At 69.1% G+C, this 23,331-nt stretch carries 23 protein-coding genes; 9 read left to right on the top strand and 14 right to left on the bottom strand.

Annotated features, from left to right (window positions below; translation table 11 throughout):
• The first annotated feature begins 22 nt into the window (after window positions 1-22).
• The 3 genes from ACZ5MC_RS01325 to ACZ5MC_RS01335 all read left to right on the top strand — a co-directional run bounded on the left by ACZ5MC_RS01325 (window position 23) and on the right by ACZ5MC_RS01335 (window position 4,148).
• Entirely contained in the window at window positions 23-400 is a 378-nt protein-coding gene (locus ACZ5MC_RS01325) for a BlaI/MecI/CopY family transcriptional regulator (protein WP_306598452.1), read from the top strand.
• Entirely contained in the window at window positions 397-1,755 is a 1,359-nt protein-coding gene (locus ACZ5MC_RS01330; RefSeq protein ID WP_464516879.1) for a M56 family metallopeptidase, read from the top strand. The genes ACZ5MC_RS01325 and ACZ5MC_RS01330 overlap by 4 nt, the downstream gene beginning before the upstream one ends.
• 194 nt (window positions 1,756-1,949) lie before the next feature.
• Window positions 1,950-4,148, top strand: coding sequence for an IPT/TIG domain-containing protein (locus ACZ5MC_RS01335; RefSeq protein ID WP_464516880.1), 2,199 nt, complete (start codon window positions 1,950-1,952; stop codon window positions 4,146-4,148).
• Here ACZ5MC_RS01335 and ACZ5MC_RS01340 read toward each other — a convergent pair.
• The 14 genes from ACZ5MC_RS01340 to ACZ5MC_RS01405 are packed head-to-tail and all read right to left on the bottom strand — an operon-like array spanning window position 4,145 to window position 13,623.
• Window positions 4,145-4,867 (bottom strand): NRDE family protein, encoded by a 723-nt coding sequence (locus ACZ5MC_RS01340; protein ID WP_464516881.1) that lies wholly within the window; start codon window positions 4,865-4,867, stop codon window positions 4,145-4,147. The two genes, ACZ5MC_RS01335 and ACZ5MC_RS01340, sit on opposite strands and share 4 nt — an antisense overlap.
• On the bottom strand, window positions 4,867-5,052 hold the full coding sequence (locus tag ACZ5MC_RS01345; protein WP_306598456.1) for a cbb3-type cytochrome oxidase assembly protein: 186 nt from the start codon (window positions 5,050-5,052) through the stop codon (window positions 4,867-4,869). The genes ACZ5MC_RS01340 and ACZ5MC_RS01345 overlap by 1 nt, the downstream gene beginning before the upstream one ends.
• A gap of 9 nt (window positions 5,053-5,061) precedes the next feature.
• Complete coding sequence (locus ACZ5MC_RS01350) at window positions 5,062-5,235, bottom strand: hypothetical protein (RefSeq protein WP_306598457.1); 174 nt, start codon at window positions 5,233-5,235, stop codon at window positions 5,062-5,064.
• Window positions 5,236-5,245: 10 nt separating this feature from the next.
• The gene (locus ACZ5MC_RS01355) at window positions 5,246-5,380 is read right to left on the bottom strand and encodes a hypothetical protein (RefSeq protein ID WP_306598458.1); all 135 of its coding nucleotides are present in this window, start codon (window positions 5,378-5,380) and stop codon (window positions 5,246-5,248) included.
• A 1-nt stretch (window position 5,381) separates the two neighbouring features.
• Window positions 5,382-5,786, bottom strand: coding sequence for a hydrogenase iron-sulfur subunit (locus ACZ5MC_RS01360; RefSeq protein ID WP_306598459.1), 405 nt, complete (start codon window positions 5,784-5,786; stop codon window positions 5,382-5,384).
• Window positions 5,787-7,019: a cytochrome b N-terminal domain-containing protein gene (locus tag ACZ5MC_RS01365; protein WP_306598460.1), complete on the bottom strand. Its 1,233-nt coding sequence runs from the start codon at window positions 7,017-7,019 to the stop codon at window positions 5,787-5,789. It lies immediately after the preceding gene.
• Window positions 7,020-7,027: 8 nt separating this feature from the next.
• Window positions 7,028-7,294 carry a hypothetical protein gene (locus ACZ5MC_RS01370; RefSeq protein WP_306598461.1) on the bottom strand — a complete coding sequence of 89 codons (267 nt, stop codon included), beginning with the start codon at window positions 7,292-7,294 and terminating at the stop codon, window positions 7,028-7,030.
• Window positions 7,295-7,298: 4 nt separating this feature from the next.
• A complete protein-coding gene (locus ACZ5MC_RS01375; protein WP_306598462.1) occupies window positions 7,299-7,589 on the bottom strand; it encodes a hypothetical protein in 291 nt (96 codons plus the stop codon).
• 1 nt (window position 7,590) lies between these two features.
• The gene (locus ACZ5MC_RS01380) at window positions 7,591-9,165 is read right to left on the bottom strand and encodes a cytochrome b N-terminal domain-containing protein (RefSeq protein WP_306598463.1); all 1,575 of its coding nucleotides are present in this window, start codon (window positions 9,163-9,165) and stop codon (window positions 7,591-7,593) included.
• Complete coding sequence (locus ACZ5MC_RS01385) at window positions 9,158-9,793, bottom strand: QcrA and Rieske domain-containing protein (protein ID WP_464516882.1); 636 nt, start codon at window positions 9,791-9,793, stop codon at window positions 9,158-9,160. Before ACZ5MC_RS01385 ends, ACZ5MC_RS01380 begins: the two co-directional genes overlap by 8 nt.
• 9 nt (window positions 9,794-9,802) lie before the next feature.
• Window positions 9,803-10,771 (bottom strand): c-type cytochrome, encoded by a 969-nt coding sequence (locus ACZ5MC_RS01390; protein WP_464516883.1) that lies wholly within the window; start codon window positions 10,769-10,771, stop codon window positions 9,803-9,805.
• Between the two features lie 9 nt (window positions 10,772-10,780).
• On the bottom strand, window positions 10,781-10,945 hold the full coding sequence (locus tag ACZ5MC_RS01395; RefSeq protein ID WP_306598466.1) for a hypothetical protein: 165 nt from the start codon (window positions 10,943-10,945) through the stop codon (window positions 10,781-10,783).
• Window positions 10,946-10,952: 7 nt separating this feature from the next.
• Window positions 10,953-12,161: a cbb3-type cytochrome c oxidase subunit II gene (locus tag ACZ5MC_RS01400; protein WP_306598467.1), complete on the bottom strand. Its 1,209-nt coding sequence runs from the start codon at window positions 12,159-12,161 to the stop codon at window positions 10,953-10,955.
• Between the two features lie 10 nt (window positions 12,162-12,171).
• Complete coding sequence (locus ACZ5MC_RS01405) at window positions 12,172-13,623, bottom strand: cbb3-type cytochrome c oxidase subunit I (RefSeq protein ID WP_306598468.1); 1,452 nt, start codon at window positions 13,621-13,623, stop codon at window positions 12,172-12,174.
• Window positions 13,624-13,929: 306 nt separating this feature from the next.
• Here ACZ5MC_RS01405 and ACZ5MC_RS01410 point away from each other — a divergent pair, with 306 nt between their 5' ends.
• Genes ACZ5MC_RS01410 through ACZ5MC_RS01435 form a run of 6 tightly spaced genes read left to right on the top strand, consistent with a single transcriptional unit; the run spans window position 13,930 to window position 23,247 of the window.
• Window positions 13,930-17,295 carry an ATP-binding protein gene (locus ACZ5MC_RS01410; RefSeq protein ID WP_464516884.1) on the top strand — a complete coding sequence of 1,122 codons (3,366 nt, stop codon included), beginning with the start codon at window positions 13,930-13,932 and terminating at the stop codon, window positions 17,293-17,295.
• Window positions 17,292-18,158 carry a 3-methyl-2-oxobutanoate hydroxymethyltransferase gene (gene panB / locus ACZ5MC_RS01415; RefSeq protein WP_464516885.1) on the top strand — a complete coding sequence of 289 codons (867 nt, stop codon included), beginning with the start codon at window positions 17,292-17,294 and terminating at the stop codon, window positions 18,156-18,158. The genes ACZ5MC_RS01410 and panB overlap by 4 nt, the downstream gene beginning before the upstream one ends.
• A 9-nt stretch (window positions 18,159-18,167) precedes the next feature.
• Window positions 18,168-19,049 (top strand): pantoate--beta-alanine ligase, encoded by an 882-nt coding sequence (gene panC, locus ACZ5MC_RS01420; protein ID WP_306598471.1) that lies wholly within the window; start codon window positions 18,168-18,170, stop codon window positions 19,047-19,049.
• Complete coding sequence (locus ACZ5MC_RS01425; RefSeq protein WP_306598472.1) at window positions 19,049-20,887, top strand: tetratricopeptide repeat protein; 1,839 nt, start codon at window positions 19,049-19,051, stop codon at window positions 20,885-20,887. The genes panC and ACZ5MC_RS01425 overlap by 1 nt, the downstream gene beginning before the upstream one ends.
• A gap of 59 nt (window positions 20,888-20,946) precedes the next feature.
• Window positions 20,947-21,354, top strand: a complete 408-nt coding sequence (gene panD / locus ACZ5MC_RS01430; RefSeq protein ID WP_306598473.1) for an aspartate 1-decarboxylase — start codon at window positions 20,947-20,949, stop codon at window positions 21,352-21,354.
• Between the two features lie 33 nt (window positions 21,355-21,387).
• Window positions 21,388-23,247 carry a tetratricopeptide repeat protein gene (locus ACZ5MC_RS01435; RefSeq protein WP_306598474.1) on the top strand — a complete coding sequence of 620 codons (1,860 nt, stop codon included), beginning with the start codon at window positions 21,388-21,390 and terminating at the stop codon, window positions 23,245-23,247.
• Window positions 23,248-23,331 lie beyond the last annotated feature (84 nt).

A 23,331-nucleotide genomic window follows, 5' to 3' on the forward strand; every position in this document is an offset into this window, starting at 1 on the left:
CGAAAGAAAATGTAGGTGATCCGTGCGACACGCCTCCACCCAGCCCACCGATGTGGAACTGACCATCCTCAACGTCCTGTGGGACCGGGGTCCCTCCACGGTGCGCCAGGTCCACGAGGTGCTGGCCGCCCGCAAGGACGTGGCCTACACCACGGTCCTGAAGATGCTCCAGACGATGTTCGACAAGGAACTGGTGGTGCGGGACGACACGGAACGCAGCCACGTCTATGCCGCGGCGCTGGAGCGGACCCAGGCCCAGCGCGGGCTGCTGCGGGACCTGCTGGACCGGGCCTTCGGGGGCTCCGCGCGGGAGCTGGTGATGCTGGCGCTGCAGGCCGGGAAGCTCAAGCCCGCGGAAAAGGCGGAGATCCAGAGGCTCCTGGACGGGAGGAAGCCATGAGGACCCTGGGCCCGGAGCTGCAGAGCCTGGCGTGGGCCCTGCTGCACTTCCTCTGGCAGGGCCTGGTCATCTGGGCCGCCACGGCCCTGGCGCTGCGCCTGGCGCGGGGGCCGAGGGCGCGGTACGTCCTGGCCTGCCTGGGCCTGGCGGCCTGCGTGGCATGGCCCCTGGCGACCTTCCTGCTGGGGCTGCCCGGAGGGCCCATGGCGGGTCCGGCCCAGCCCATCCGGCTCGCGGCGGAGGCCCTGGTGCCGGCGCCCACCTGGCCCCTGGGACTCAAGGTCCGGCTCCTGCCCCACCTGCCGGCGCTCTTCACGGCCTGGGCGGCGGGGGCCCTGGTCCTCGGGCTGCGCCTGGCCGGGGGCTGGGTCCGGGTGCAGCGGCTCCGGTGGACGGGGCTCTCCCTGGCCAGGGACCTGCAGGACCGGGTGGAGGTCCTGGCGGGGGTGCTGGGCCTGGGGCGCCCGGTGCGCCTGCGCATCAGCTCCCGGGTGGAGATGCCCGTGGTGCTGGGGGCGCTGCGCCCCCTGATCCTCCTGCCGGCGGCAGTGGTGACCGGACTGAGCCCCGCTGCCCTGGACCTCATCCTCGTGCACGAGCTGTGCCACGTGCGGCGCCACGACTACCTCGTCAACCTGGCGCAGGGCGCCGTGGAGGTCCTGCTCTTCTACCACCCGTGCGTGTGGTGGATCTCCGGCCGCGTTCGCGCGGAGCGGGAGCTCTGCTGCGACGACGCCGCGGTGGCCTTCGGGGGTGACCCTGAGTTCTATGCCCGCACCCTGAACCGTCTGGACGATCTCCGGACTCCAGCCCCGGCCCTGGCTGCCGGAGGAGGCAACGTGATGCTGAGAATCAAGCGGCTCCTCGCTCCCCGCCCCGATCCCGCGCGGATCCCCTGGGCCGCGCTCCTCTGCGGGGCGGCGCTGTCGGTCATGTGCGGGGCGGGCCTCTGGGCCCGCACCGCCGAGACCCCCAGGGCCGCACCGAAAGCGGTCCCCGTGAAGGCGGAGAAGGCCCCCGCTGCCCCGGTCCGTCCGGCCCCGCGGGAAGAGGCGTCCCCCAAAGCGCCGGAGGCCGCCCCGGGGAGCACGCGGGAGAGCTACCTCACCCGGCAAGCCTTCTTCGAGTGGAAGGAGGGAACCCTGGCCGTGATCGTCGTGAAGAACCTGACCCAGGGCGAAATCCAGGAGGTCCTCCGCAGGATCGACCTCCTGGCCGAGGACCAGCAGGGCAAGGGCCGCTTCGGGGGTAGCTGGGACTTCCCCGGGGGACGCATGACGGAAAAGGAAGCGGCGGCCTGCCGCAGCTTCAGGCTGGAGGGCGTGACCACCGCGGCGGTGCGGCGGGTGCTCTAGGTGTCAGGCCGATCCACAGGTCTCCGCCCACGTGGAACCCTTCCAGCGCGCGGATGCCGGGAGGGCCACGCGGCCCTCCGGGGTTCCGAAAGGAGGTTTCGAAAATGAAGTCCATGCCGGGGGCGTAGAAGATCCCCCGCGGGAACTTCCGGTCCGGAGGTCCCACCTTCCGGACGGGAGAGAGCTCTGTAATTATGTGCAGCAATATTAATATTTCCAAATTCCTCCAGGATCTGGTTCCCGCCGCCGCGGGGCTGACCCTCCTGCTCGCCTGCGGTGGCGGCTCGGGCAAGGGGGGCGCCGCCGCCGTGCCCGAGGTGGCCCCCGGCTCAAGGGTGCCCGAACTGGTCTCCATCACCCCCGGCAAGGGAAAGCCCGGCGACCTGGTGAGGATCTCGGGAAGGAACCTCCTGGGGGCCAAGGTGACCTTCGGCGGCGGGGAGGCCGTGGTCCGGACCCGGACCGACACGGTAATGGTGGTGGTGGTGCCCGCCGGCGCCAGCGGCACCGTCACCATCGCCGCCCGCAACGACCAGGGCGCGGCCACCCAGGGCATGGACTTCACGGTGGAGGCCTCGCCGGACCCGGCACCAACCCCCGACCCGACTTCGACGCCGGCCCCCACTCCGGCTCCGACCCCCGACCCGATTTCGACGCCCGCTCCGGCTCCGGCGCCTGACCCATCTTCGACGCCGACTCCGACGCCAACCTCGTCTCCGATGCCGGCTCCGACCCCGACTCCGACGCCAACCTCGTCTCCGGCGCCGGCCCCGACCCCGATTCCGACGCCAACCCCGACTTCGACGCCGACGCCAAAACCGACACCGGCTCCGACCCCACCTCCTGCACCCGCTCCCACCATCACCGGGCTCAACCGGCTCACGGGACCGGTGGGTGCCGACGTCGTCGTGACCGGGACCGACTTCACCTCGGTCAAGGCCGTCAGGTTCGCCGGCATCCCGCTGCCCCCGGGCTCCTACACCGTGGCCGGACCCGACCGCATCCTGCTGCGGATTCCGCCGGCGGCCCCGGCGACCCTCGCGCCCATCGAAGTGGAGACCTTGACGGGTCTCGCGCAAAGCAGGCCGTTCCTGGTGTCGCGGTTGCTGGACATCCGGGTGGACGCCATGAGCCCCCTGGCGGGTCCCCCGGGGACGGTGGTGACCCTGCGGGGAAAGGACCTGGACCGGGCCGGCCCCCTGATGAAGGACGGCGTGGAGATCCCGAACCAGCTGCTCGTGGACGGGACGACGCTCCACGTCCCCATCCCGCCGGGCATGGCCAGTGGCCCGCTGACGTTCCGGGCGTTGTCCGACGGCACCGTGCCCGCGACCCCGGCGTTCACGGTCACCGCCCCGCCCACGCAGCGGGTGGCCTTCCTGGACACCCCCCTGGCTCCAAAGCGGGTCCAGCCCGGGGCCATGCCGTTCCTGGACCCCACGAATCCGGGCTTCGACCTCCTGGATTTCCCGGCGGGGATGCGAACCCAGCAGTATGGGGTCCTGAACTTCCCCAAGGCACCCCTTTTCCATAACTACGATCCCTACCTGGACAACGTCCGCCCGGGCAGGCACACCGGGACCTTCTGCACCCTCGCCCTGAAGCTGCCCCAGGCCTTCCTGGAGGCGGTGCCACGGACGCTCCGGGACAAGGTCCATGCCCTTGGCCTGGCGGAGGACCGGGTGGACCTCTACTGCGTGAGCCAGGACATGCCGTACCTGGATGACGCCGGCTACCTGTTCCGGCCCCACTACTGGACGGACCCGGACGCCCCGGCCACCGTGACGGCCCCTGGCGCCTACAACGAGAACCGCACGGTGGATGTGGGCCTGTTCGACGCCGCCCCGGCCTTCCACTTCCAGGGGCACGGACCGGACGATTTCTTCCCGGGCCCCGTGCACGTGCATGACGACGGCCGCTTTGTCCTGTCCTCACCGGCTGCCGTCATGAACCTCGAGGGTCTGGACCACACCACCACCGCGGCCTTCTGGACCCTGGTCCGGCTTGGGGACCGGGCGGCGGCTACCCTCCACCTGTTCCTGAACGATGCCGACCAGATGGTCATGAATGCCCGCGCGAAGACAACGAATTCCGTGCGGAAGCTGTTCTGGACGGCCGCCACCATGCCCGGCAATCCGGCCGCCCAGAAGCTCACGGCCCTGATGAGGCCCGTGGTGTCCGCCGTCCACGCGGGCCCGGCCTTCTCCGGCCACCGGGATCTCCTCGTCACGGGTTCGGGCTTCACGGGCGCCACGAGGGTGCGGCTGGGAGCGGTTCCCGCCATCATCTTCAAGGTGCTTGGCGACAACCTCATTCTCGCGACCGTCCCCGACATGGGGGGCGGACCCTGGATCTGCACCGTCACCACGCCTCTGGGCGGGGAGGGCTCCTAGATCCGTTCGCCCCCGGGGCCGAAGCGGCGCTCCTCGAAGAGGAAGGCGCCGGCCCTGTCCCGGGCCAGCACGGTGGAGGCGCGCGTCCCGTAGGCCTCGGACTGAACGAAGACCGCGGAGAGCAGGCGCTCCCACTCCAGGGGGACGCCCGTGGCGGGGAGGCGTTCGTCCGGGACGATCTCCCGGTCCGCGAGGATGTCGAAGCAGGGGTTCAGCGCGGGGAGGGAGGCCAGGGCCAGGGCGAAGCGCTTCCGGGCCGTGGCCAGCTTGGGCCAGGGGGTGTCCAGGAGGTGGTTGGACACGCCGTACACGCCGGGTTCCAGGCTGCGGGGAGCGCCGTCGCGGTTGGAGCGGTACCAGAGTTCCCCGGTGTCGGCCACCAGGAGGTTGAAGCCGGAGTGGAGCGAGCCGTCGATGGCGGCGGCGAAATCGCCGGGGGAACGGTCGCCCAGGAGGAAGTCGCGGGTGAGGTGGCCCCGGGAGAGGCTGCCCTTGGGCACGCCCGGTTCGCGGACATTGGTGACGGCGGCGAAGCGGCCGTCCTCCCGGATGCCGAGCCAGGTTCCACCGGCCTCGAGGTCCCGGCCGGCCGTCACCCGGGGGTCCTCCGGCCAGGGAGCGGCCGGGGCGCTGGGGCGGGCGTGGAACTCGTCACGGTTGGCGGCCACCACCAGGGGAAAGCGGGGGTGGGCCTGCCAGGCGACGAGGATGAGGCACATCAGTCCTTGGCCTCGCGCTTGCCCTTCTTGGGATTGAAGTCCTCGAGCATGCGGAACTTCACCCCTTCGACATCCTTGAACTGGCCGTCGCGGATGGCCCACAGGGCGAAGAGGACGAAGCCCGCCGCGAAGGCGATGCCCACGGCGGTGAAGACGATGATGAGGGTCCAGTTGGGATGGTCCATGGGAGTTCCTTAATTGGCCACGAGGAACAGGTCGAACTTCCAGGCCAGCACCAGCGGCACGAAGAGCATCAGGAAGAAGAAGACGAGCATCTTCACCAGGAAGGGGTTCTCCTGGAGGATCTTGAGGAGGGATACGGGGGGCTCCTCGCCTTCGGGGCGGGGCGTTTCGAGGGGTTCGGTCATGGGCGGCTCCTCACTTCTCGGCCACTTCGCCGAAAAGGGCGACGAGGTAGAGAAGTCCGAAGAAGAACAGGTAGAAAAGCAGGTAGCGGAGCATCACCACGTAGTCCTTGGCCTGGGGCTCGGCCTTCTTGGCGGGGGTGGCCATCCTAGTCCTCCAGCACGGGTTTGACGTCCAGGCCGGCCTTGAAGGCGGCCAGGGCCTCCAGGAAGGCCACCCGGTCCTTCATGGTCACGAAGAACATGCCCACCTTGCGGCGGTCGGTGGTCTTGCGGAGCTTGGGGTTGCGCTTGCCTTCGAGCCGCTCGCGGATCATGAGGTTGCCGGTGCGGTAGTGGCAGTCCCCGATGGCGCAGCCGCACACGAAGGTGGCGTCGGCGCCGTTGGCCAGGGCGGCCTCCATGAGCGTGGGCTTGACCATGCCCGAGCAGGGCACGATGACGAACTTGGTCTCCGGGTCGTCCAGCAGGGCCTTGTTCGCGTCCAGCATGCGCTCCACGGGGAGGCTGCGCTCGCACACGAAACCGATGATGGTGCGCTTGGTTTCTGACATTCAGGCTCCCTTCTTCACGAGGGCCAGGAGATCGGCCTCCAGGGTCTTGGAGTGCAGCTCGGGCAGCTCGATGGCCTGGAAGGGGCAGGCCCCCACGCAGATGCCGCACTCGCTGCACCGGGCCGCCTGCACCACGGCGATCTGCTTGAACTTGCTGCCCGGGGCCCGGTCCACCATGGTGATGGCCTCGAACGGGCAGTCCAGGCTGCAGAAGGTGCAGCCCGTGCACTTGGCTTCGATGACCTCGGCGATGTTGGCCCGGCGGTCCTTGGGGTAGAAGGGCGCCACGCACAGCAGCACCGTGGAGCCGCCCAGGATCAGCCAGGTCCAGGTGGTGCCCACGTTCTGGATGAGCCAGTAGGGGAACATGTACCAGGCGTCGTAGCGGATGGTCTCAACCAGGGTGCCGATCTGGGCCGGGGCGTCGCTGGCGATGTAGGCGGCCTGCGCGGCGATGCGGGGGTCATGGCCGTACTTGGCCAGCAGCTCGTGCGTGATGTTGATGGCCGGCAGGGTGCCAGCGGCCAGGAGGATGAAGCCCAGCAGCAGGAAGTTGGTGGCCCGGCTGGGGGTGACCACGGGTTCCTTGAGGCGGATGAAGTGCATCCACACGAGGAAGAAGATGAACACGGCCCCGCCCACGTGGAAGAAGAGGAAACGGGTGAGGGTGTAGTCCGTGATGCCTTCGCCGCCCACCAGGAAGCTCGACAGGGCCGCGCCGATGACGGGCACCCCGTCGAAGAGGTGCTGGGTGGCCACGACGATGTAGTAGGCCCGGGCGTCCCACACCAGGAGGTAGCCGGTGAGCCCCACGAAGAGCACGAAGATGAGCAGGCCCACGCCCGTGACCCAGGGCAGCCAGCGCCAGGCGCGGTGCCGGTCCGTGAAGTAGACCCGGAACATGTGCAGGAGGGTGACGATCATCATGGCCGCCGCGCCCCAGCGGTGGATGCCGCGCACCACGGCGCCGTAGGGGATGCCCGCGGCCAGGTTGATGGGATCGCCCGGGGTGGGGAGGGCGGAGATGTAGTTCACGCTGGACCAGGCCCTGTCCAGGGTGGGGATGTAGTACATCCACAGCAGGATCCCGGAGAAGATGAGGAACCAGAAGGTGTAGAGGGGGAGCGCCCCGTGGAAGTACAGGGGGTTGTGCTCCTGGGTGGTGAGGAAGTTGACCAGCTTCTCGAAGCTGACCGTGAGGCTCTTGGTGAGGCGCAGGAATTTGCGGTACATGTCGTCCCCTACTGGTCCAGGGTGGTGCTCTGCTTGCGCAGGTAGGCGGCGCCCACTTCGGCCAGGGCCGCGACCACGAAGGCCCAGCCCAGCCACTTGACCACGTCGAATTCGCGGAAGGGTTCCTTGTTGGTGGTCTCCAGGCGCATCTGCGCCGGCACCGGCACGCCCGGGGGCGGGCCCACTTCGGTGAGCACGCTGTGCAGGATGAAGTACCCGAAGATGCCGAGGCCGGTCAGCAGGAAGATCACACCGAAGATGGGTCGCTTGCGCATGGGCTCAACCTTGGTCATGTTCGTCGCGTTTCAGGAAAAGGCGGTCGGCGATGCGATCGAGGAGGGGCCGGGGGCGGGTGATGCGCCCCCGCGCCTTCTCCTCCGCGTAGACCACCACGGCCAGGGAGATCATGAGGAGCAGGAAGCCGGTGAGGGCCGCCAGGATGCCGGCGTAGGTGCCCGGGGTGGGGGTGGCCTTGAAGGCGTTCCACCGGCTGAAGGTGGCGCTGAGCACCCCCACCGCCAGGACCGTCCCGGTCCACTTGCACGCCTGGATCTGCCGGAGGGAATACATGTCAGGCCCCCGCAGCCTTGGGCTTGGCCTTGGCCAGGGCCGCCAGCTCCTCGGCCTTCTTGCGGCGCCCCCACCGGCCCAGGCCGATATAGATGCCGGAGGCGATGATCCCGAGCCAGGCGGCCACGTGCACCAGCCACAGCTCCATGCCCGGCGGCTTTCCGGGGCCCTTCTTGCTGGTGAGCCAGAGGTTCAGGCCGGGGCGGTTCTTTTCCAGCCACTCGAAGGCCATGTCCGGGGTGGCCAGGGGGTTGGCCTGCTGCAGCCGGGCCAGGACCTTGGGCATCTCCGTCTTGCCGAGCACGTTCCACTCCCGGATATCGCCGAAGTAGTGGTACAGGGTGTTGGCGGACATGCACACGAGGATGAAGGCCACGAAGAAGAGGTGGAAGGTCTCCCACCAGCGCTTCTGGTCCCGCCGCATGACGTAGGCCCAGTCCTGGAGGTAGCCCGCCAGGAGGAAGCCGCCCATGGAGAAGTACCACAGCGGCGCGTCCCGGTGCAGGTCGGCGATGCCGTTGAGGATGAGGAAGCTGAAGACGATGAAATAGATGAGCCCGCCGATGCCGATCCAGTTGAAGATCTGGCGCTTGCCCCATTCCCGCTCGGGCCGCCGGTCCAGGAACATGGAGGCCAGCACCAGGAAGGGGATCGCCACGGTGAGCACGGTGGCCAGGTAGGGATCCTGGAGCTTCAGGAAGTGATACATGGCCAGGAAGTACCAGTCCGAGAGGATGGGGTTGGGGGTCACCTCGGGGTTGGCGGGGCTGCCCTGGGCCGCGGGGATCATGATGGCGATGGCCAGGATCACGCCGAAGACCGCCAGCTTGGCCCAGTGGCTGATGTTCATGCGCTTGAAGCCCAGGCGGTACACCCGCAGCTCGAAGAAGATCATCGGGATGAAGCTGAGCATGAAGTGGAAGGCGTAGAACCGGGTCACGGTGGCCGGACCGATGCTGGTGCCCCCCAGGAGGATCTGGGCGGTGGTCTTGCCCTGGTTGGTCCAGTTGATGAAATCGCCGCCCGGGAGCCAGCTGGGGTTCTGGTCCAGGTAGGTGGGGAAGGTGGCCATGACCTTGGTGGCCCACAGGGCGCGCTGGTTCCAGATGAGGAGGTAGCCGGTGAGGCCGGAATACATGCCGATGATCAGCAGCAGCAGGGCGATGATGAAGGTGAACTCGTTGCCCTGCTTGTATTCGCCCGTGAACCACATGCGGTAGACGCGCATGGTGGCCAGGATGATGAAGGCGTCCGCCCCGTACTTGTGGAGGCCGCGGGTGAGGGAGCCGATGGGCACGGGGCCCCAGCGCCAGTTGTGCTGGATCCGCTCGATGGAGTGGTAGGCCTGGTCGGTGACCGGCACGTAGTAGATCATCAGCACCACGCCGCTGAGGATCACCAGCATCCAGACCCAGTACCACATGCCCCCGAGGGTGTACCAGGGATTGGACTTGGCCTGTTCGGTGCGGCCCTCGTCGAACAGCTCCATCTTCGTCCACCGCTCCTGGAACCACTTGAGGAAGGTGGCGGGGGCGTCGAAGAGGCCCCGGATGAGATAGGGAATGGCCTTAACCAACGCCGCCTCCTTCCGTGCCGGTGATCAGGATCTGCCCGTCCTTGATGTCGAAGGACATGGTGCGCGGGGGCCGGGGCGCCGGGCCCGAGACCACCTTGCCCGGCAGCAGTCCCTGGAGGTTGACTTCCGTCTTGCGGGTGGGGTCGTACACCGAGAGGTGGCAGGGGCACGCGAAGTAGGGATGCGTGGGTGCGGGGGGCTTGTAGTTGTACCCGCCGGCCAGTTCCTCGGGGCTCTGGACGAAGTTGAACGTGCAGCCCAGGTGCGGGCAGATGCGCTGCACGACGACGAACTTCGACTTGGGATCCTTCGGATCCGCGAGGTCGTCCGGAAGGCGCACCACGAAGCCGGGTATCTTGGCGCCCTGGATCTTGCGGCTGGAGTACTCCACGGATTTCCGGATGTAGATGAACTCCTTGAAGTCCCAGGGCTGGGTGAGTTCGCTCAGGGCGGCCACGATCTGGATGCTGCTGCCGGCCTCGTCGGGGGGGGCCACCAGGCCCTTGACGCCCCCGACGGTGGTGGGCTTGAAGTACCGGATCAGGGCACTGGCGGCCAGCACGGCGCCCCCGAGGATGGGGATGCTCGTGATGGCCTTCAGGAAGAGCCGGCGCTGGTTCTCCTTCATCACAATCTCCTATTCGTGCTCATAGGTGCGGCTGCGGACGCCGTCCACCAGCATCCAGCGCTGGTCTTCGGTGAGGACGCCGCGCCAGCTGGGCATGGCGGACCACTGGTGGACGAACTGCTGGAGCGACTCGGGCGTCATGGAGGCCCGGACGGAGGCGGGGATGGTCTTGAACTGGCCGCCCTCGGAGATGCGCCAGAAGAGGAAGGCGTCGGTGCTCTGGGCGAGGGCCTTGCGGTTGGAGAAGTCGAAGGGCGGCGGGTTGAGGGTCCGGGCCAGGGGGCCGTTGCCCTGGGCGGTGTCCCCATGGCAGACCGAGCAGTTCTGGCCGTACAGGTCCCACACGTCCTTGAACTGGGTGGGGCTCGCGGCGGCGATGGCGCGGCTCCAGACATAGTAGACGGCGTTCCACACCGGGACCGGGTCCCCGGTGGCCACCAGCTGGTCGCCCCGCAGGTCCTTGATGGCGCGCATCCAGCCTTCGCCGGGCTTGCCGCCGGGGCCGGGGTGCTCGAAGAATCCCTGGGAGGGGTCGCCCTCCATCTTCGGGGCGCGGCCGTGGGCGATGAGCCGGTACAGCTGGCTGGGGGTGCGCTGGAAGCGCCAGGCGCGGCTGGTGAAGTCGGGGCCGACCTTGGGGGGGACCACGGGCCACCGGCCCTCGGCGGCGAGCTCCTTCACCTTCGCGCCGTAGTCGGCGTGGGTGGGGGGCAGGGCGGCCTGCTTCCGGATGTCGGCGGCTTCGGCGGCCGTGAGGAGGGTGCCGTGGCAGGAGGCGCAGTTGGCGGTGTAGGTGGCCCTGCCCTTGAGGGCGGAGGGGAGGCCGAGGGGGTACGGGGTCTCGGCGCCGGGCTCCAGCCCCGCGGGGGCGGCAGAAGCCGAGAGGACGACGTCCTTGCCGGCGCCGCGGCGGGTGGACAGGCCCTTGTCGGCGCAGGCCAGGAGGAGGATGGGCAGGAGGAGGAGGTATTTTCGCATCAACCGCTCCTAGGTGCCGCTGGGCCGGATCCAGGCCAGCACGGCCCAGATGAGGATGACGAGGTACATGATCACGAGGGCGAAGGGGGCCTTGCCGTGGCCGACCTTGGTGCCGGACACCTCCTCCATGAGGTCCTCGTCTTCCTGGTTGTCCTTGCCGGGTTCGTTGGTCATGGGCACCTCACTTGGCCGGGGCGGCATGGACGGGAGCCTTCTCGTAGTCGCTCTCGTTGCCCTGCAGCTTGCCCAGGCCCTTGTTCTGGGCGACGTACTTGAGGAAGGCGGTGAGGGTGAGCCGCTGGTTGGCGTCCAGGGTGTACTCCCACCGGGGCATCTGGGTGCCGGGCACGCCGCGGCTGATGCGCCAGTACCAGGCGTCCGTGGTGTAGGTGGCGAACTTGTCCTCGTCGAAGTTGGCGGGCCGCTTGGTCATGGTGAAGGCGGCCTGGCCCTTGCCGTTGCCGGCCACGCCGTGGCAGGGGGAGCACTGGTTGTTGAACAGGCCCTTGCCGTAGTTGGCCAGGAGGCGGTTCTTGTCCGAGATCTGGCCCTCCTTGAAGCTGTTCTCCACCCAGGCCCGGGCCTCGGGGTCCAGGTTGCGGGCCTCGTCCAGGGCCTCCTTGTTCGGGAAGGCGGGGGTGGCCAGGCCCTGGAGGGCGCCCTTGGCGTTGGCGGCCTCGTGGCTGGAGCCGTACATCAGCTCCTCGATCTCGGCGGTGTACTTGAAGGGCACTTCCGAGTGCTCGCCGTAGAGCTCCTCGTTGAGGGCCCGCTGCTGGGCCACGTCCAGCTTCCACATGGCCACCTTCTCGGTGACGCCGTTCAGGTCGCCGCCCTCCCAGGTGTAGTCGCGCACCTTGGCCCACTTCGTCTCGCCCGTGGCCTCGTACTTCGCCTTGCCGTCCTTCACGTCCAGGGCGCGGGTGCCGTTGGGGCCCAGGCTCTGCAGGAAGGCCGTGAGGTCCGTGAGCTCCTGCTCGGAGAGGTAGTCGTAGCGGGGCATGATGGAGCCCGGCTTCACGTACCGGGGGTTCTTGTGGTGGAGCATGTGGTACTGGTCCGGGAACTTCCCGCCGATGTTGGCCAGGTCGGGACCGGTGCGCTCGGACCCCAGGAGGTGGTAGGCGTCGTAGTAGTAGTCGGAGGACTTGGAGCGGCGGCCGTGGTCCCAGTCCTGGGGGCGGCTCACCATGGAGTGGCAGTACCAGCACCCCTCGCGCTTGTAGATCTCCCGGCCCCGCTGCTCCTGGGCGGTGTAGTCGCGCAGGTCCCTGGGTTCGGGGGGCTTGAAGGTCCACCGGGGCACCAGGACCACAACGAAGATGATGGAGGCCATGATGAGGGTGAGCCCGAGGGCCGGGTAGAGGTAGTTGGCTCGCTGCGTGGTCATGTATGGACTCCTAGCTCTGCACGCGGGCGGTGGCGGTGGCGGGCGCGAGGGTGGCGGGCTCCTCCAGGGGGCCCTCCACCGAGGCTTCGGCGAACACCAGGGTCTTGACCACGTTGTAGAGGAACAGCACCTGGCCCAGCACGATGAGCAGCCCGGAGAAGGCCCGCATCAGCATGAAGGGGGCCACCATGATCACGCCCCGGTAGACGGGGATGCCCTCCTCCCAGGCCGAGGCCTGGATGAGGCCGCCCACGGTGAGCGCCACGATCATGAGGATGGTGCCGATGAGCGAGAGCCAGTAGTGCGCGTTGGCCAGGCGCCTCGAGTACCACTGCCGGCCCGAGACCCGTGGCGCGACGTAGTAGATGGCGCCCCAGCCCACGAACCCGAAGGTGCCCAGCAGGGCGAAATGGGCGTGGCCCACCACCCAGTGGGTGAAGTGGAGGTACCAGTTGATCCACCGGGTGGCCTGGAAGGGGCCCGTGAAGCAGGTCAGCAGGTAGAAGCCCAGGGCGGTGATGAAGAACCGCAGGGGCAGGTGGGTGGCCATCATCGACCATTTCCCCTTCATGGTCAGGAAGAAGTTCACCAGCACGCTCATGACCGGCACAAGCAGCATCACGGAGGAGATGACGGCCACGGCCTTGAGCCACTCCGGCACCGGGCTCTGGAGCAGGTGGTGGGTGCCCGTGGGGGTGTAGAACATGGCGATGGTGCTGAAGCCCACGATGGACAGGAGATGGGAGTAGAGCGGGTTCCGGGTGATCTTGGGCAGGAAGTAGTACAGCAGGCCGATGCCGTTGGTGGTGAACCAGAGGCCCAGGATGTTGTGGCCGTAGAACCAGTTCGCGATGGCGTCGCCGATGCCGGGCACGGCGAAGAACACCCGGTTGCCGATGAGGTAGACCACGGGGAACCAGAGGGTGGTGCCGGCGATGTACCAGATGGACACGTAGAGCTGCTTCTCCTTGCGGTTGAGGACCGTGCCCCACACGAGGACGATGTAGAGGATGAGGGCGCCCATCATGGCGATGTCCAGGAACCAGGGGAGCTCGGCGTATTCGCGGCCCTCGGTGATGCCGTTGGTGAGGCAGAGGATCCCCGCGACGATGACGGCGTTCCAGGCCACCATGAGGACGTTGCCCCAGCGCTCGCTGTAGAGCCTCGTGCGGCACAGTTCGGGGATGACGTAGAAGATGGCGCCGACGTTGGCCATGGATATGAAGCCGAAGGCGACGACGTTCACGTGGGTGGGGCGCAGGCGCCCGAACTGGAGCTGCGGCAGGTTGTGCACGAGGTCGGGCCAGTAGTATTCCGATGCGGCGACAAGGCCGAACAGGGTTCCCACCAGGACCCAGACGGCGGCGCTGATGAGGAAGCGCCTGGAGGCGCTGTGCTCCTCGTCCGCCCACGCGGCCAGCCGGCTGTCCCAGTTTTTGGTAAGTTCAACGCTTTGTGCCATCTAGCACGCTCCGCAATGACCAGGTTTCGGTACCACAACTATAGGAACTTAATGCCACATTGAAACCATTCTTGTGACACGCAATGAATTTGATTCTGCGTATCACTCGCATATCCGTCAAAGGAAAAATGGCCCGCAACGCCGCGTCTGGCGCGGGTCCAAACACGATGCCGCCATCGTGTTTGCACCCGGCCCGGGGTAGAATCCGCCCATGGCCCTCCCCACCCCAACCTTGCGCGGCAGGTCCCGGTGAGCCGGGGCTGGAGGCTTGACGGACGCTGGTACAAGGCGGTCCAGGAGCTGCCCGTGCCCGAAGGGAGCCAGGGCTGCACGTGGTGGGTCGTGCGGCGGGACGGGGACGGTCCCCGCAACCTGCTCCAGCTCTGGGAACCGCTGCCCGGCCCCAAGGGCCTGGACAGCATCAAGGCCGGGTTCCTGGAGCGCTTCAGCCTCGGGGAACCGGCGGATCCGCCGGTCTGCCATCTGGGCTTCGACGACAAGGCGGCTTGGTTCCTCCAGGGGCTGGACGGGGTCCCTTTCCTCCGGCTCTGGGGCGATGAGGACGAAGCGGGCCGGGAGAGCCTCGTCCAAACGGTTCGCGAGGCCATGGGGCGGTCCCGCTTCCCGCGCCTGCTGGCACCCGAGGTCATCGGCGTGAAGCCGGGGCGCATCCTGGTGCCCCGGGTGCTGGGCACGGCGCCCTGGGGGCACGACGGGCTGGTGGCCCTCCCCGACGTGCCTGCCCGCAGGGTCGGGAACCCGCGCATCTGGGAGCAGCCGCCCGAGCTGGTGGAGGCCTCGGGCTGCCCCATCCGGGGGCGTTCGCAGGAGCTCACCTACACCAAGTCGCTGATGTTCGGCCTGGGTTCCAGCGTGCCCATGGAGCGCGTCCTCCTTCTGCAGGGCGAGGAGGGCCTGGGCCAGGACCGGCTCTGCGACTGGACCGCGGCCGCGGCGGAATCCGAGGGCATCTGGGTGTGCACCACCGAGCTGCTGCCCGGGGAAAGGGCCGGCGGATTCCTGGGGCGCCTCCTGCAGGAGGCCATCGCCGGCCTCGAGGCCGACCTCTACGCCGCGGAGCCTGCCCTGGCCAAGGCCCTCTCCCGCCGCCTGGCCACCTTCGCCTTCCTGCGCGGGGGGCGCAGGCCGGGCTTCGCGGAAAGGAAGCTGGACGTGGAGGAGGTGGAGGCCGCCGTGGGGGCCCTGGACTACGCCCACGCGAACCACCCGAGGCTCATCCAGGTGAGGGGCCTGGAACTGGTCACGCCGGAGATCCTGGACCTGCTCCGGGGCCTGGTGGGGCATTCGAGGATGCCCTGGCTCCTTTCCTTCCGGGGCGCGGGCAGCTGCCAGGGGCTGAAGTCCTACCTGGAGTCCATGCGCAACCAGGACACCGCCGCCACCGTCTTCCTGGACCGCCTGGAGGATGCGCGGCTCCCGGAAATCCTGGGCGACCTCCTGGGGCCCCACGCCCTTCCCGCGGCTTTCGTGGCGGAGGCCTGCCAGGCCTGCCTGGGCAACCCGGGACTGCTGCAGGGCATCCTCGAAATGGCCATCCTGCAGAGGCGCCTGGTGTGGGCAGGCGGCTGCTGGACCTGCCCCGGGGGGGAGGCCCCGGCGCTGGACACCCAGGAGGGCCGCAAGCAGGCCATCCTTGCGGGCCGGCTGGAGCGGCTGGGGCCCGAGGCTCTGGCCGCGGTCCGCACCCTGGCCCTGGCCGACGCGCCCCTGGACCAGGCCACCCTCGTCAGGGCCCTGGGCCTGGACGCCGACACCGCGGAGGAGCCGCTGGGGACGCTGGTGGGCGCGCGCCTGGCCCTGCTGGCGGAGGGGCGCTACCGCATCCCGGGCCCGCAGGTGCGGGATCTGGTCCTGGGCCACGCAGGGGACCTGCCGAGGCTGGCCCGCGCCCTGCTCCGGGCCATGGAGGAGGAGGGACGCAGGCCCGTGCTCGCGGTGCGGCTCCAGGCCTGCGCCCAGGACCGCGGCACGGCCCTGGCCCAGGTGCTCGCGGCCGTGGAGCGGGAACTGCCGGGCCCCCTGGAGGCCCAGGAGGTGGTGAACGAGGCCCTGGACCTGGGGCCGGACCCGCGCGAGCAGGCCAGGCTCTGGGAGTTCCTCTCCGACGCGTGGACCCTGGGCCCCGGGGGCGAGCACGTGGCCTGGGAGTCCGCCGGGGAGCGCTCGCCGTACGAGCTGGCCTGGGAGGCCCTGGACCGGGCCATCCGCGCCCTGGGCGAGCCCGGCCCGGGCGCCGACGAGGAGGAGCAGGCCGCAAGGCTGCATCGCAAGAAGGCCTTCCTGGAGATACGCCTGCGGAGGTTCCGGGACGCGCACCAATCCATCCGCATGGCCGCGGCGTGCCTTGCGGACCATCCCTTCCATGCCGAACAGCCCCGGCTCCGCCTGGCCCTGGGACGGCTCCACGTGGCCCAGGGCGCGGGCACCAAGGCGGTGCGCGCCATGGAGGAGGGGCTCTCGCTCCTGGCCCAGAAGGGCGCGGGCGCCGGGCACAAGGACCATGTGGCGCTGCTCCTGGAGCTGGGCCGGGTCCAGGGGCACCGGGCGCAGTTCCAGCACGCCGTGGCCTCCCTGGGCGCGGGCAAGCGCTTCCTGGAGCACGAGGGGGACCACAGGAGGCTCGCGGGCGTCGCCGAGGCCCTGGGCCAGGCGCACCTGGGCCTCGGCCAGATGGAGGCCGCCTGGCAGTACTTCAACGATGCGCTGGGCCTCGCCCGGTCCCTGGACGACGCCGGGCTTAAGGCGGCCTGCCACCTGGACCTGGGCATGCTGCGCAGCTGCCAGCAGCTGCTGGGGCCGTCCCTGGCCCACATCGACAGCGCCCTGCGCCGGTACCAGGCCATGGGCGACCGGCCCCTGGCCGCGCGGGCCCTGGCGTGGAAGGCGCGGACGCTGGCGGCCCTGGGCGACTTCGTCCAGGCGGAGTTCCTGCTCGTCAAGGCCTCGGAGGGCCCCCTGGAGGCGGCCACGGCCCTGGAACTGGGGGAGGCGGTGTTCCTGGGCGGAGAGATCGCCGCGTTCAGGGAATCCTGGCGCGACGCCCGGCGCCTGTACCTGGAGGCCGCCAACCGCCTCGGCGAGGCGGGCTACGTCTGGCGGGAGCGCCTGTCCCGGCTGCGCTACATCCAGGCTGAGACCCTGGAGGCGGGCCCCCTGGCTCCCGAATCGGCCTGGGTCCACCTGGAGCGGCTCAAGGGTCCGGTCGAGGGCACCGGCTCGCGCTGGCTGGAGCTGGAGTGGCACCGGGCCCATGCGCTGCTGCTGTCACGGTCGGGCACGGGGGAGGCGGTGATCTCGGAGGCCCTGCTGGCCTGGGGCGAGGTGGTGGCCCTTGCCCGGGAGCTGAAGTTCCACGCGCAGGTGCTGGAGGCCGAGACCCGCAGCTCGGAACTGCTCCTGGCCCGGGGGGAGCGGCTGGGCGCCAGGTCCCGCATCCAGGACGCCCTGCCCAGCCTGCAGGAGCTGTGGTCCCGGCTCCCCTCCCCATACGAGGAGAGCTTCCTGGCCCGGCCCGACCTCCACGCCTTCCGCCAGGCGTTGGAGGCCACGGGGATGCGCTTCACCCTGCCTCCCAGATCCGATCATCTGGCAGACTGGAGCCCCACCCAGGCCAACCTGCCCCCGGTGCCGAACCCCAGAGTGAACCCATGAGCCATGCCCCCGCCTCCAGCCGTTCCGTGACCGTCCCAGACCTGCAGCGCATGCGGGACGGGGGGGACCGGATCGTCATGACCACCGCCTACGACGCCGTGACCGCGCGCATCGCCGACGCCTCCGGGGTGGACGTGGTGCTGGTGGGCGACAGCGTGGGGAATGTCTGCCTGGGCTTCGAGAACACCCTGCCGGTCACCATGGCCATGATGGCCCACCACCTGGAGGCCGTGGTCCGCTCCAGGCCCCGGGCGCTGCTGGTGGTGGACATGCCCTACCTGAGCTTCCACCTGGGCGCAGAGGACACCCTGCGCAACGCCGGCGGCTTCATCCGGTCCGGGGCCCAGGGGGTCAAGGTGGAGGGCGGGGCCCGCCGGGTGCCGGTCATCCGGGCCCTGGTGGAGGCGGAGATCCCGGTCATGGGCCACCTGGGACTCACCCCCCAGAGCCTGAACGCCATGGGCGGCTTCAAGGTGCAGGGGCGGGAAGCGTCGGCGGCCGTCGAGCTGCTGGAGGACGCCCTGCGGATCCAGGACGCCGGCTGCTTCAGCGTGGTGCTGGAGGGCATACCGGCCGAACTGGCAGAACGGATCACCCAGGAGTTGTCAATTCCAACGATCGGAATCGGCGCCGGCCCGGGCTGTTCCGGTCAGGTACTCGTATTCCATGATATTCTCGGCCTCCTACCAACGCCTTCAGCAAAATTCGTCAGGACATACATGAATGGTTTCGAGAAGTTGACGGAGGCCATGGTCCATTGGGGCGAGGATGTGCGTGCCGGAAGGTTCCCAGGACCCCAAGAGTCCTATATGCTTCCAGAACCCGCACGGGATCAGGTCAGGGCCTGGAAGCCCACTCGCTAGGTTTCAGCCATGCGCATCATCCGCACCATCTCCGAACTGAAGGTCGCCCTCAAGGCGCTCCGCGAAAGCCACAAGAGCATCGGCTTCGTGCCGACCATGGGCTACCTCCACGAGGGGCACGCGTCGCTCATCAAGCAGAGCACCGCCCGGTGCGACGCCACGGTGGTCTCGGTCTTCGTCAATCCCACCCAGTTCGGCCCCGGCGAGGACCTGTCCCGGTACCCCCGGGACCTTGAGCGGGACCAGAACCTCTGCCTGCGCCTGGGCGTGGCGATCCTCTTCATGCCCGAGGCCGCCGAGGTCTACCCCACGGGCTTCTGCACCTCCATCTCCGTGGGCCCCATCGCCGATGCCCTGTGCGGCGAGTTCCGCCCCGGGCACTTCCGGGGGGTGGCCACGGTGGTGGCCAAGCTCTTCAACATGGTCCAGCCCGACCTGGCCTTCTTCGGCCAGAAGGACCTGCAGCAGACCGCCATCATCCGGAGGGTGGTCAAGGACCTGAACCTGCCCGTGGACATCCTCGTGGCCCCCACGGTGCGGGAAGCCGACGGGCTCGCGCTCAGCTCCCGCAACGCCTACCTCACCGAGGCCGAGCGGGCCCGGGCCCTGGGCATCAGCCGGGGCCTGTTCGCCGCGGCCGCCGCCTTCGACGGGGGCCAGCGGGACGCCGCGGCGCTGGCCGCCCTGGCCCGCAAGGGCATGGAGGGCGCGGGCGAGATCCAGTACTGCCAGGTGGTGGACCCCTCCAGCCTCGATCCCATCGCGGGCATGGTCCTCCGGCCCGCGGCGCTTTGCGCGGCGGTGGTCGTCGGGGGCACGCGGCTCATCGACAACGTGCTCCTCACGCCGTCGGGCGAGCCGATGCAGTTCATCAGCCACCTGGAAGCCTGATGGAGCGGACCTGGCCGAGATCCTCTTGGCTCGGTCCGGTCGCCCTGGTCTTCCTGGTCATGGCGGTCTACTGGCAGGTCCGCCACTTCGGCTTCGTGAACTTCGACGATCCTTTGTACGTCACGGACAACCCCAAGGTCCTGGGGGGCCTGTCCTGGAGCGGGCTCGGGTGGGCCTTCGGCACCGGGACCGGGGGCAACTGGCATCCCCTCACCTGGCTCTCCCACATGGCGGACGTGACCCTTTTCGGGCGGAACGCCGGGGCCCACCATCTGGTGAGCGCCGGGATCCATGCCGCGAACACGGTCCTGCTGTTCTGGCTCCTGGAGGGCATGACCGCGGAGGCCCGGCCCAGCTTTCTGGTAGCTTGCCTGTTCGCAATCCATCCCCTCCATGTGGAGAGCGTGGCCTGGGTATCGGAGCGGAAGGACGTCCTCTCCACCTTTTTCGGTATGCTTGCCTTGCTTGCCTATGTGCGGCATGGCAAGCAACCCGGCGGACCATGGCTCAAGGTGAGCTTCGGGGCTTTCCTTCTGAGCCTGATGTCCAAGTCGATGCTGGTGACCCTGCCCGTCCTGATGCTCCTGCTCGACGCCTGGCCCCTGCGCAGGGGCGGCACGGTCACGCCGTGGGCTGACCGGATTAGGGAGAAATGGCCCTTCTTCCTGGCGGCGGGGTGCATGGCGGCCATCACCGTGGTGGCGCAGCGGGCCGGAGGAAGCCTGTCCAGCCTCCAGGCCCATCCGCTGCCGGTGAGGCTGGCCAATGCGGGACTCGCCGGGGTGGGGTACCTCCGGATGATGGTGTGGCCCTCCGGTCTCGCCGCCTTCCATCCCTTTCCGCCCCTGGGTGGGCTGGCGGTGAAGGGCGCCCTGGCTCTTTCCGCCCTGGGTGCGGTGACGGCCACGGCTTTCCGGGCGCGCGTGGCGCGGCCCTACCTTTGGATGGGCTGGGCCTGGTTCCTGATCACCCTCCTGCCGGTCATCGGACTGGTCCAGGTTGGGATCCAGGCCATGGCCGACCGCTACACCTACCTCCCCCTGGTCGGCCCGTTCTGCATGGCGGCCTGGGCCGGGGAGGAGGTGGCCCGGACCCGGCCGCGCGTGATGATGGCGGCCTCCACGGCGGTGGTGGCCGTCCTCTCCTGCCTGGCCTGGGCCCAGGCGTCCACGTGGCGGAGCAGCGTCGCGCTCTTCCGGCATGCGGTGGACTCGGGCAATGACGGTGCGCTTGTGCGAAAGAACCTTGGCCTGGGCTATTTGCTGGAAGGGGATGCCGAAAATGCAGTCCGGGAGTACGGGCGGGCTCTGGCGATGTCGCCGGGCGATGCCCAGGCGTACGCGGGGCTGGGCAAGGCCCAGTGGAGCGCCGGGCGCCGCGAGGAGGCCCTGGCTTCCTTCCGCGAGGCCCACCGGCTCCGCCCGGGAGGCGAGGCCCTCTACCGCCTTGGCCGCGCCCTGGCGGCCCTTGGGCGACGGGAGGAGGCCCTCGCGAGGTTCCAGGAATTCCTGGGCCTGGCTGGAGTGGACCCGGCTTCGGGGATGGTCGAAGATGCCCACATGATCGCCGGCCTGCTGCTGGCGGGCCTTCACCGGCCCCAGGAGGCCCGTGGCCATTTCGAGGCGGTCCTGCTGGCCGATCCCGGAAACCGGACGGCCCGGGTCAACTTCGGCCTTGCGGACGGGGCCGCTCTGGAGCGGGCGGGACGCTGGCCGGAAGCCTGGGAGGCCTATCGAGGCGTCCTGGCGGCCGATCCCGGCAACGCCGAGGCCCGATCCGGCCTGGAGCGGCTGGGAAACGTAGCGGTTGGCGGTTCAACGCTGGACGGAAAGCCCTGAGGGCCCCATTATTCATAGCTGGCCGGGACCCCCTTTTCGGGCCTGGACCGGAGGAAGCCATGCTCAGGAATTTCATGCTCGGGAAGATCCACCGCTGCGTAGTAACCCGGGCCGATCTCGACTATGTCGGCTCAATCACCCTCGATCCGGTCCTGATCCGGGCCGCCGGGTTCCTGGAGAACGAGAAGATCGACATCTACGACGTCACCAACGGTTCCCGGATCAGCACCTATGTGATCCCTGGAACGGAGGGGTCCGGCGAGGTCGGCATCAACGGCGCTGCCGCGCACCATGTGAGGGCCGGTGACCTGGTCATCCTGGCCGCCTACGGCTGGATGACGGAGGAGGAGGCCGCCGCCCGGAAACCCAGGGTGGTCTTCGTGGACGCGCACAACCGCATCCTTGAGACCGTGGACCGGGAACGGACCCCGGATCGCCTGGCGTTCGCCGGCCACACGAGCGCCTGAGTGGAGGCCGGCCCGGGACCCAGGCGGAACGGGTTGGCCTGCGCCTTCCTCCTGCTTGTGGTTCTCGCGACCTTCGGCCGCCTCCTTGGGGCCGGCTTCCTGTCCTACGACGATCCGCAGTATGTCCTCAACGCCCACGTCCTCCACGGGCTCACCTGGGACAACCTCCGGTGGGCCTTCACGGAGGCCCATTACGCCAACTGGCACCCCGTTACCTGGCTCTCCCACATGGCCGATGTGGCCCTGTTCGGTGCCGCGCCGGGATGGCATCACCTGACCAGCGTCGTCCTGCATGGACTCAACGCCATGCTGCTCCTGCTCCTGCTGGAGGACACCACGAAGGCCTTCTGGCCGAGCCTTGCGACCGCGATGCTCTTCGCCATCCACCCCCTCCACGTGGAGAGCGTGGCCTGGATCGCGGAGCGGAAGGACGTCCTGAGCATGTTCTTCGCCCTGCTGACCCTCATGGCCTACGTCCGGTACACGCGCTCCAGGTCCCGGGTGTGGCTGGCCGGCACGCTTCTCCTCTATGCCCTGGGGCTTATGGCCAAACCCATGCTGGTGAGTCTCCCGATCCTGATGATCTGCCTGGATCATTGGCCGCTGGGGCGGACCTGCAGGCCGTGGGGACGATCCATGGCCCGCCTGGTCTGGGAGAAAGGACCGTTCCTGCTCATGGCTGCGGCGGTCTGCGTCATCACGGTGGTCTCCCAGGCCGGGAGCCGCGTAACCTCCACGGAGTCGCCCTTCGGGCACAACCTTCTCAACGCCCTTGCGTCCTATGGCCGATACCTGGGCATGACGCTCCTGCCCATGGATCTGGCCGCCTTCTACCCCGCGCTTCCCCCGGGGAGGCTGGCGTGGCTGGCTGCGGTCTCCCTGGCGGCGCTGGTGGTCCTCACCTGGGCCGCCCTTCGCCAGGCCTGGGAGCGGCCCTACCTGCTCGCGGGCTGGGCCTGGTTCCTCGTCGCCCTGGTTCCGGTCGCAGGTTTCTTGCCGGTGGGCGCCCAGAGCATCGCGGACCGGTACACCTACCTGCCCCTGGTGGGCGTTTTCGCGGCCCTGTCCTGGCTCGGGTCCGATGTGCTCCGACGGTGGCGGGTGCCGCGGGGCCTGGCGGCCGCGCTGCTGGGCCTCCTGGCCGCGGCCGGGATGGCCAGGAGCTGGGTGGAGGCCGGCTACTGGAAGGATGACCGGACGCTCTTCACCCGGGATCTGGCCGTGGTGGGGAACAACGCGGTCGCCCACCTCTGCCTGGGCCTAGGCTGGTACCGGGACGGGGCCAGGGAGGAGGCCGTGCGGGAATTCCGGGAGACCGTGGCCCTGGTCCCGGGCCATGGCCTGGCCTGGTACTGGATGGGGGAGGCCCTGCTGGGGCTGGGGCGGGAAGATGAGGCGCGGCAGGCCTTCGGCGCCGTCTGGAGCCTTGAACCGGAAAACTACCGGGCCATCCTGCGCCTGGGCCCGATCCTGATGCGACAGGGACGCTACGGGGAGGCGATCGCGCCCCTCCGGGCCTACATCGCACTGGAACCCCGGCGCCTGGAGCAGGAACCCGACGCCAGGGCCCAGAAGGTGGGAACCCGGGAAGCGAGGCGGATGCTGGGCCTGATCCTGCGCCAGTTGGCCAGGCCAGAGGAGGCCTGTGCCGAACTCCAGGCGGCGGTCCAGGCCGATCCCCAGGAGCCGGGCCTGCTCCTCAATCTCGGCCTGGCCCTACGGGAAGCAGGCCGACGGCAGGATGCCCTCGAACAGTTCCGTCGCTGCGTGGCCCTGGCTCCCGCTTCGTCCGCCGCGCACCTGGAGTTCGGCAGGGAGCTTGGACTTGCCGGCCGGGTCCAGGAGGCCGCCCGGGAGATCCAGGTCGCACGATCCCTCGGCGCCCGCGAATGAGGACGCCTCCGGCACCCCGGGACGCGTATTTTTCTAATCGAGCTTCCCATTATTCCTTAGACTTGCTAAAAGAGTGTCAGCCCC

This window comes from Mesoterricola sp. JemC181, from assembly GCF_055384585.1.

Coding starts and splice junctions, on each gene's coding strand:
- ACZ5MC_RS01375 (WP_306598462.1), bottom strand. CDS start 7,589: ATGTATTCCCTCCGGCAGATCCAGGCGTGCAAGTGGACCGGGACGGTC.
- ACZ5MC_RS01330 (WP_464516879.1), top strand. CDS start 397: ATGAGGACCCTGGGCCCGGAGCTGCAGAGCCTGGCGTGGGCCCTGCTG.
- ACZ5MC_RS01395 (WP_306598466.1), bottom strand. CDS start 10,945: ATGACCAACGAACCCGGCAAGGACAACCAGGAAGACGAGGACCTCATG.
- ACZ5MC_RS01365 (WP_306598460.1), bottom strand. CDS start 7,019: ATGTACCGCAAATTCCTGCGCCTCACCAAGAGCCTCACGGTCAGCTTC.
- ACZ5MC_RS01385 (WP_464516882.1), bottom strand. CDS start 9,793: ATGAAGGAGAACCAGCGCCGGCTCTTCCTGAAGGCCATCACGAGCATC.
- ACZ5MC_RS01355 (WP_306598458.1), bottom strand. CDS start 5,380: ATGGCCACCCCCGCCAAGAAGGCCGAGCCCCAGGCCAAGGACTACGTG.
- ACZ5MC_RS01350 (WP_306598457.1), bottom strand. CDS start 5,235: ATGACCGAACCCCTCGAAACGCCCCGCCCCGAAGGCGAGGAGCCCCCC.
- ACZ5MC_RS01405 (WP_306598468.1), bottom strand. CDS start 13,623: ATGGCACAAAGCGTTGAACTTACCAAAAACTGGGACAGCCGGCTGGCC.
- ACZ5MC_RS01390 (WP_464516883.1), bottom strand. CDS start 10,771: ATGCGAAAATACCTCCTCCTCCTGCCCATCCTCCTCCTGGCCTGCGCC.
- ACZ5MC_RS01335 (WP_464516880.1), top strand. CDS start 1,950: ATGTGCAGCAATATTAATATTTCCAAATTCCTCCAGGATCTGGTTCCC.
- ACZ5MC_RS01360 (WP_306598459.1), bottom strand. CDS start 5,786: ATGTCAGAAACCAAGCGCACCATCATCGGTTTCGTGTGCGAGCGCAGC.
- panD (WP_306598473.1), top strand. CDS start 20,947: ATGCTCAGGAATTTCATGCTCGGGAAGATCCACCGCTGCGTAGTAACC.
- ACZ5MC_RS01340 (WP_464516881.1), bottom strand. CDS start 4,867: ATGTGCCTCATCCTCGTCGCCTGGCAGGCCCACCCCCGCTTTCCCCTG.
- ACZ5MC_RS01400 (WP_306598467.1), bottom strand. CDS start 12,161: ATGACCACGCAGCGAGCCAACTACCTCTACCCGGCCCTCGGGCTCACC.
- ACZ5MC_RS01425 (WP_306598472.1), top strand. CDS start 19,049: ATGGAGCGGACCTGGCCGAGATCCTCTTGGCTCGGTCCGGTCGCCCTG.
- panC (WP_306598471.1), top strand. CDS start 18,168: ATGCGCATCATCCGCACCATCTCCGAACTGAAGGTCGCCCTCAAGGCG.
- ACZ5MC_RS01345 (WP_306598456.1), bottom strand. CDS start 5,052: ATGGACCATCCCAACTGGACCCTCATCATCGTCTTCACCGCCGTGGGC.
- panB (WP_464516885.1), top strand. CDS start 17,292: ATGAGCCATGCCCCCGCCTCCAGCCGTTCCGTGACCGTCCCAGACCTG.
- ACZ5MC_RS01370 (WP_306598461.1), bottom strand. CDS start 7,294: ATGCGCAAGCGACCCATCTTCGGTGTGATCTTCCTGCTGACCGGCCTC.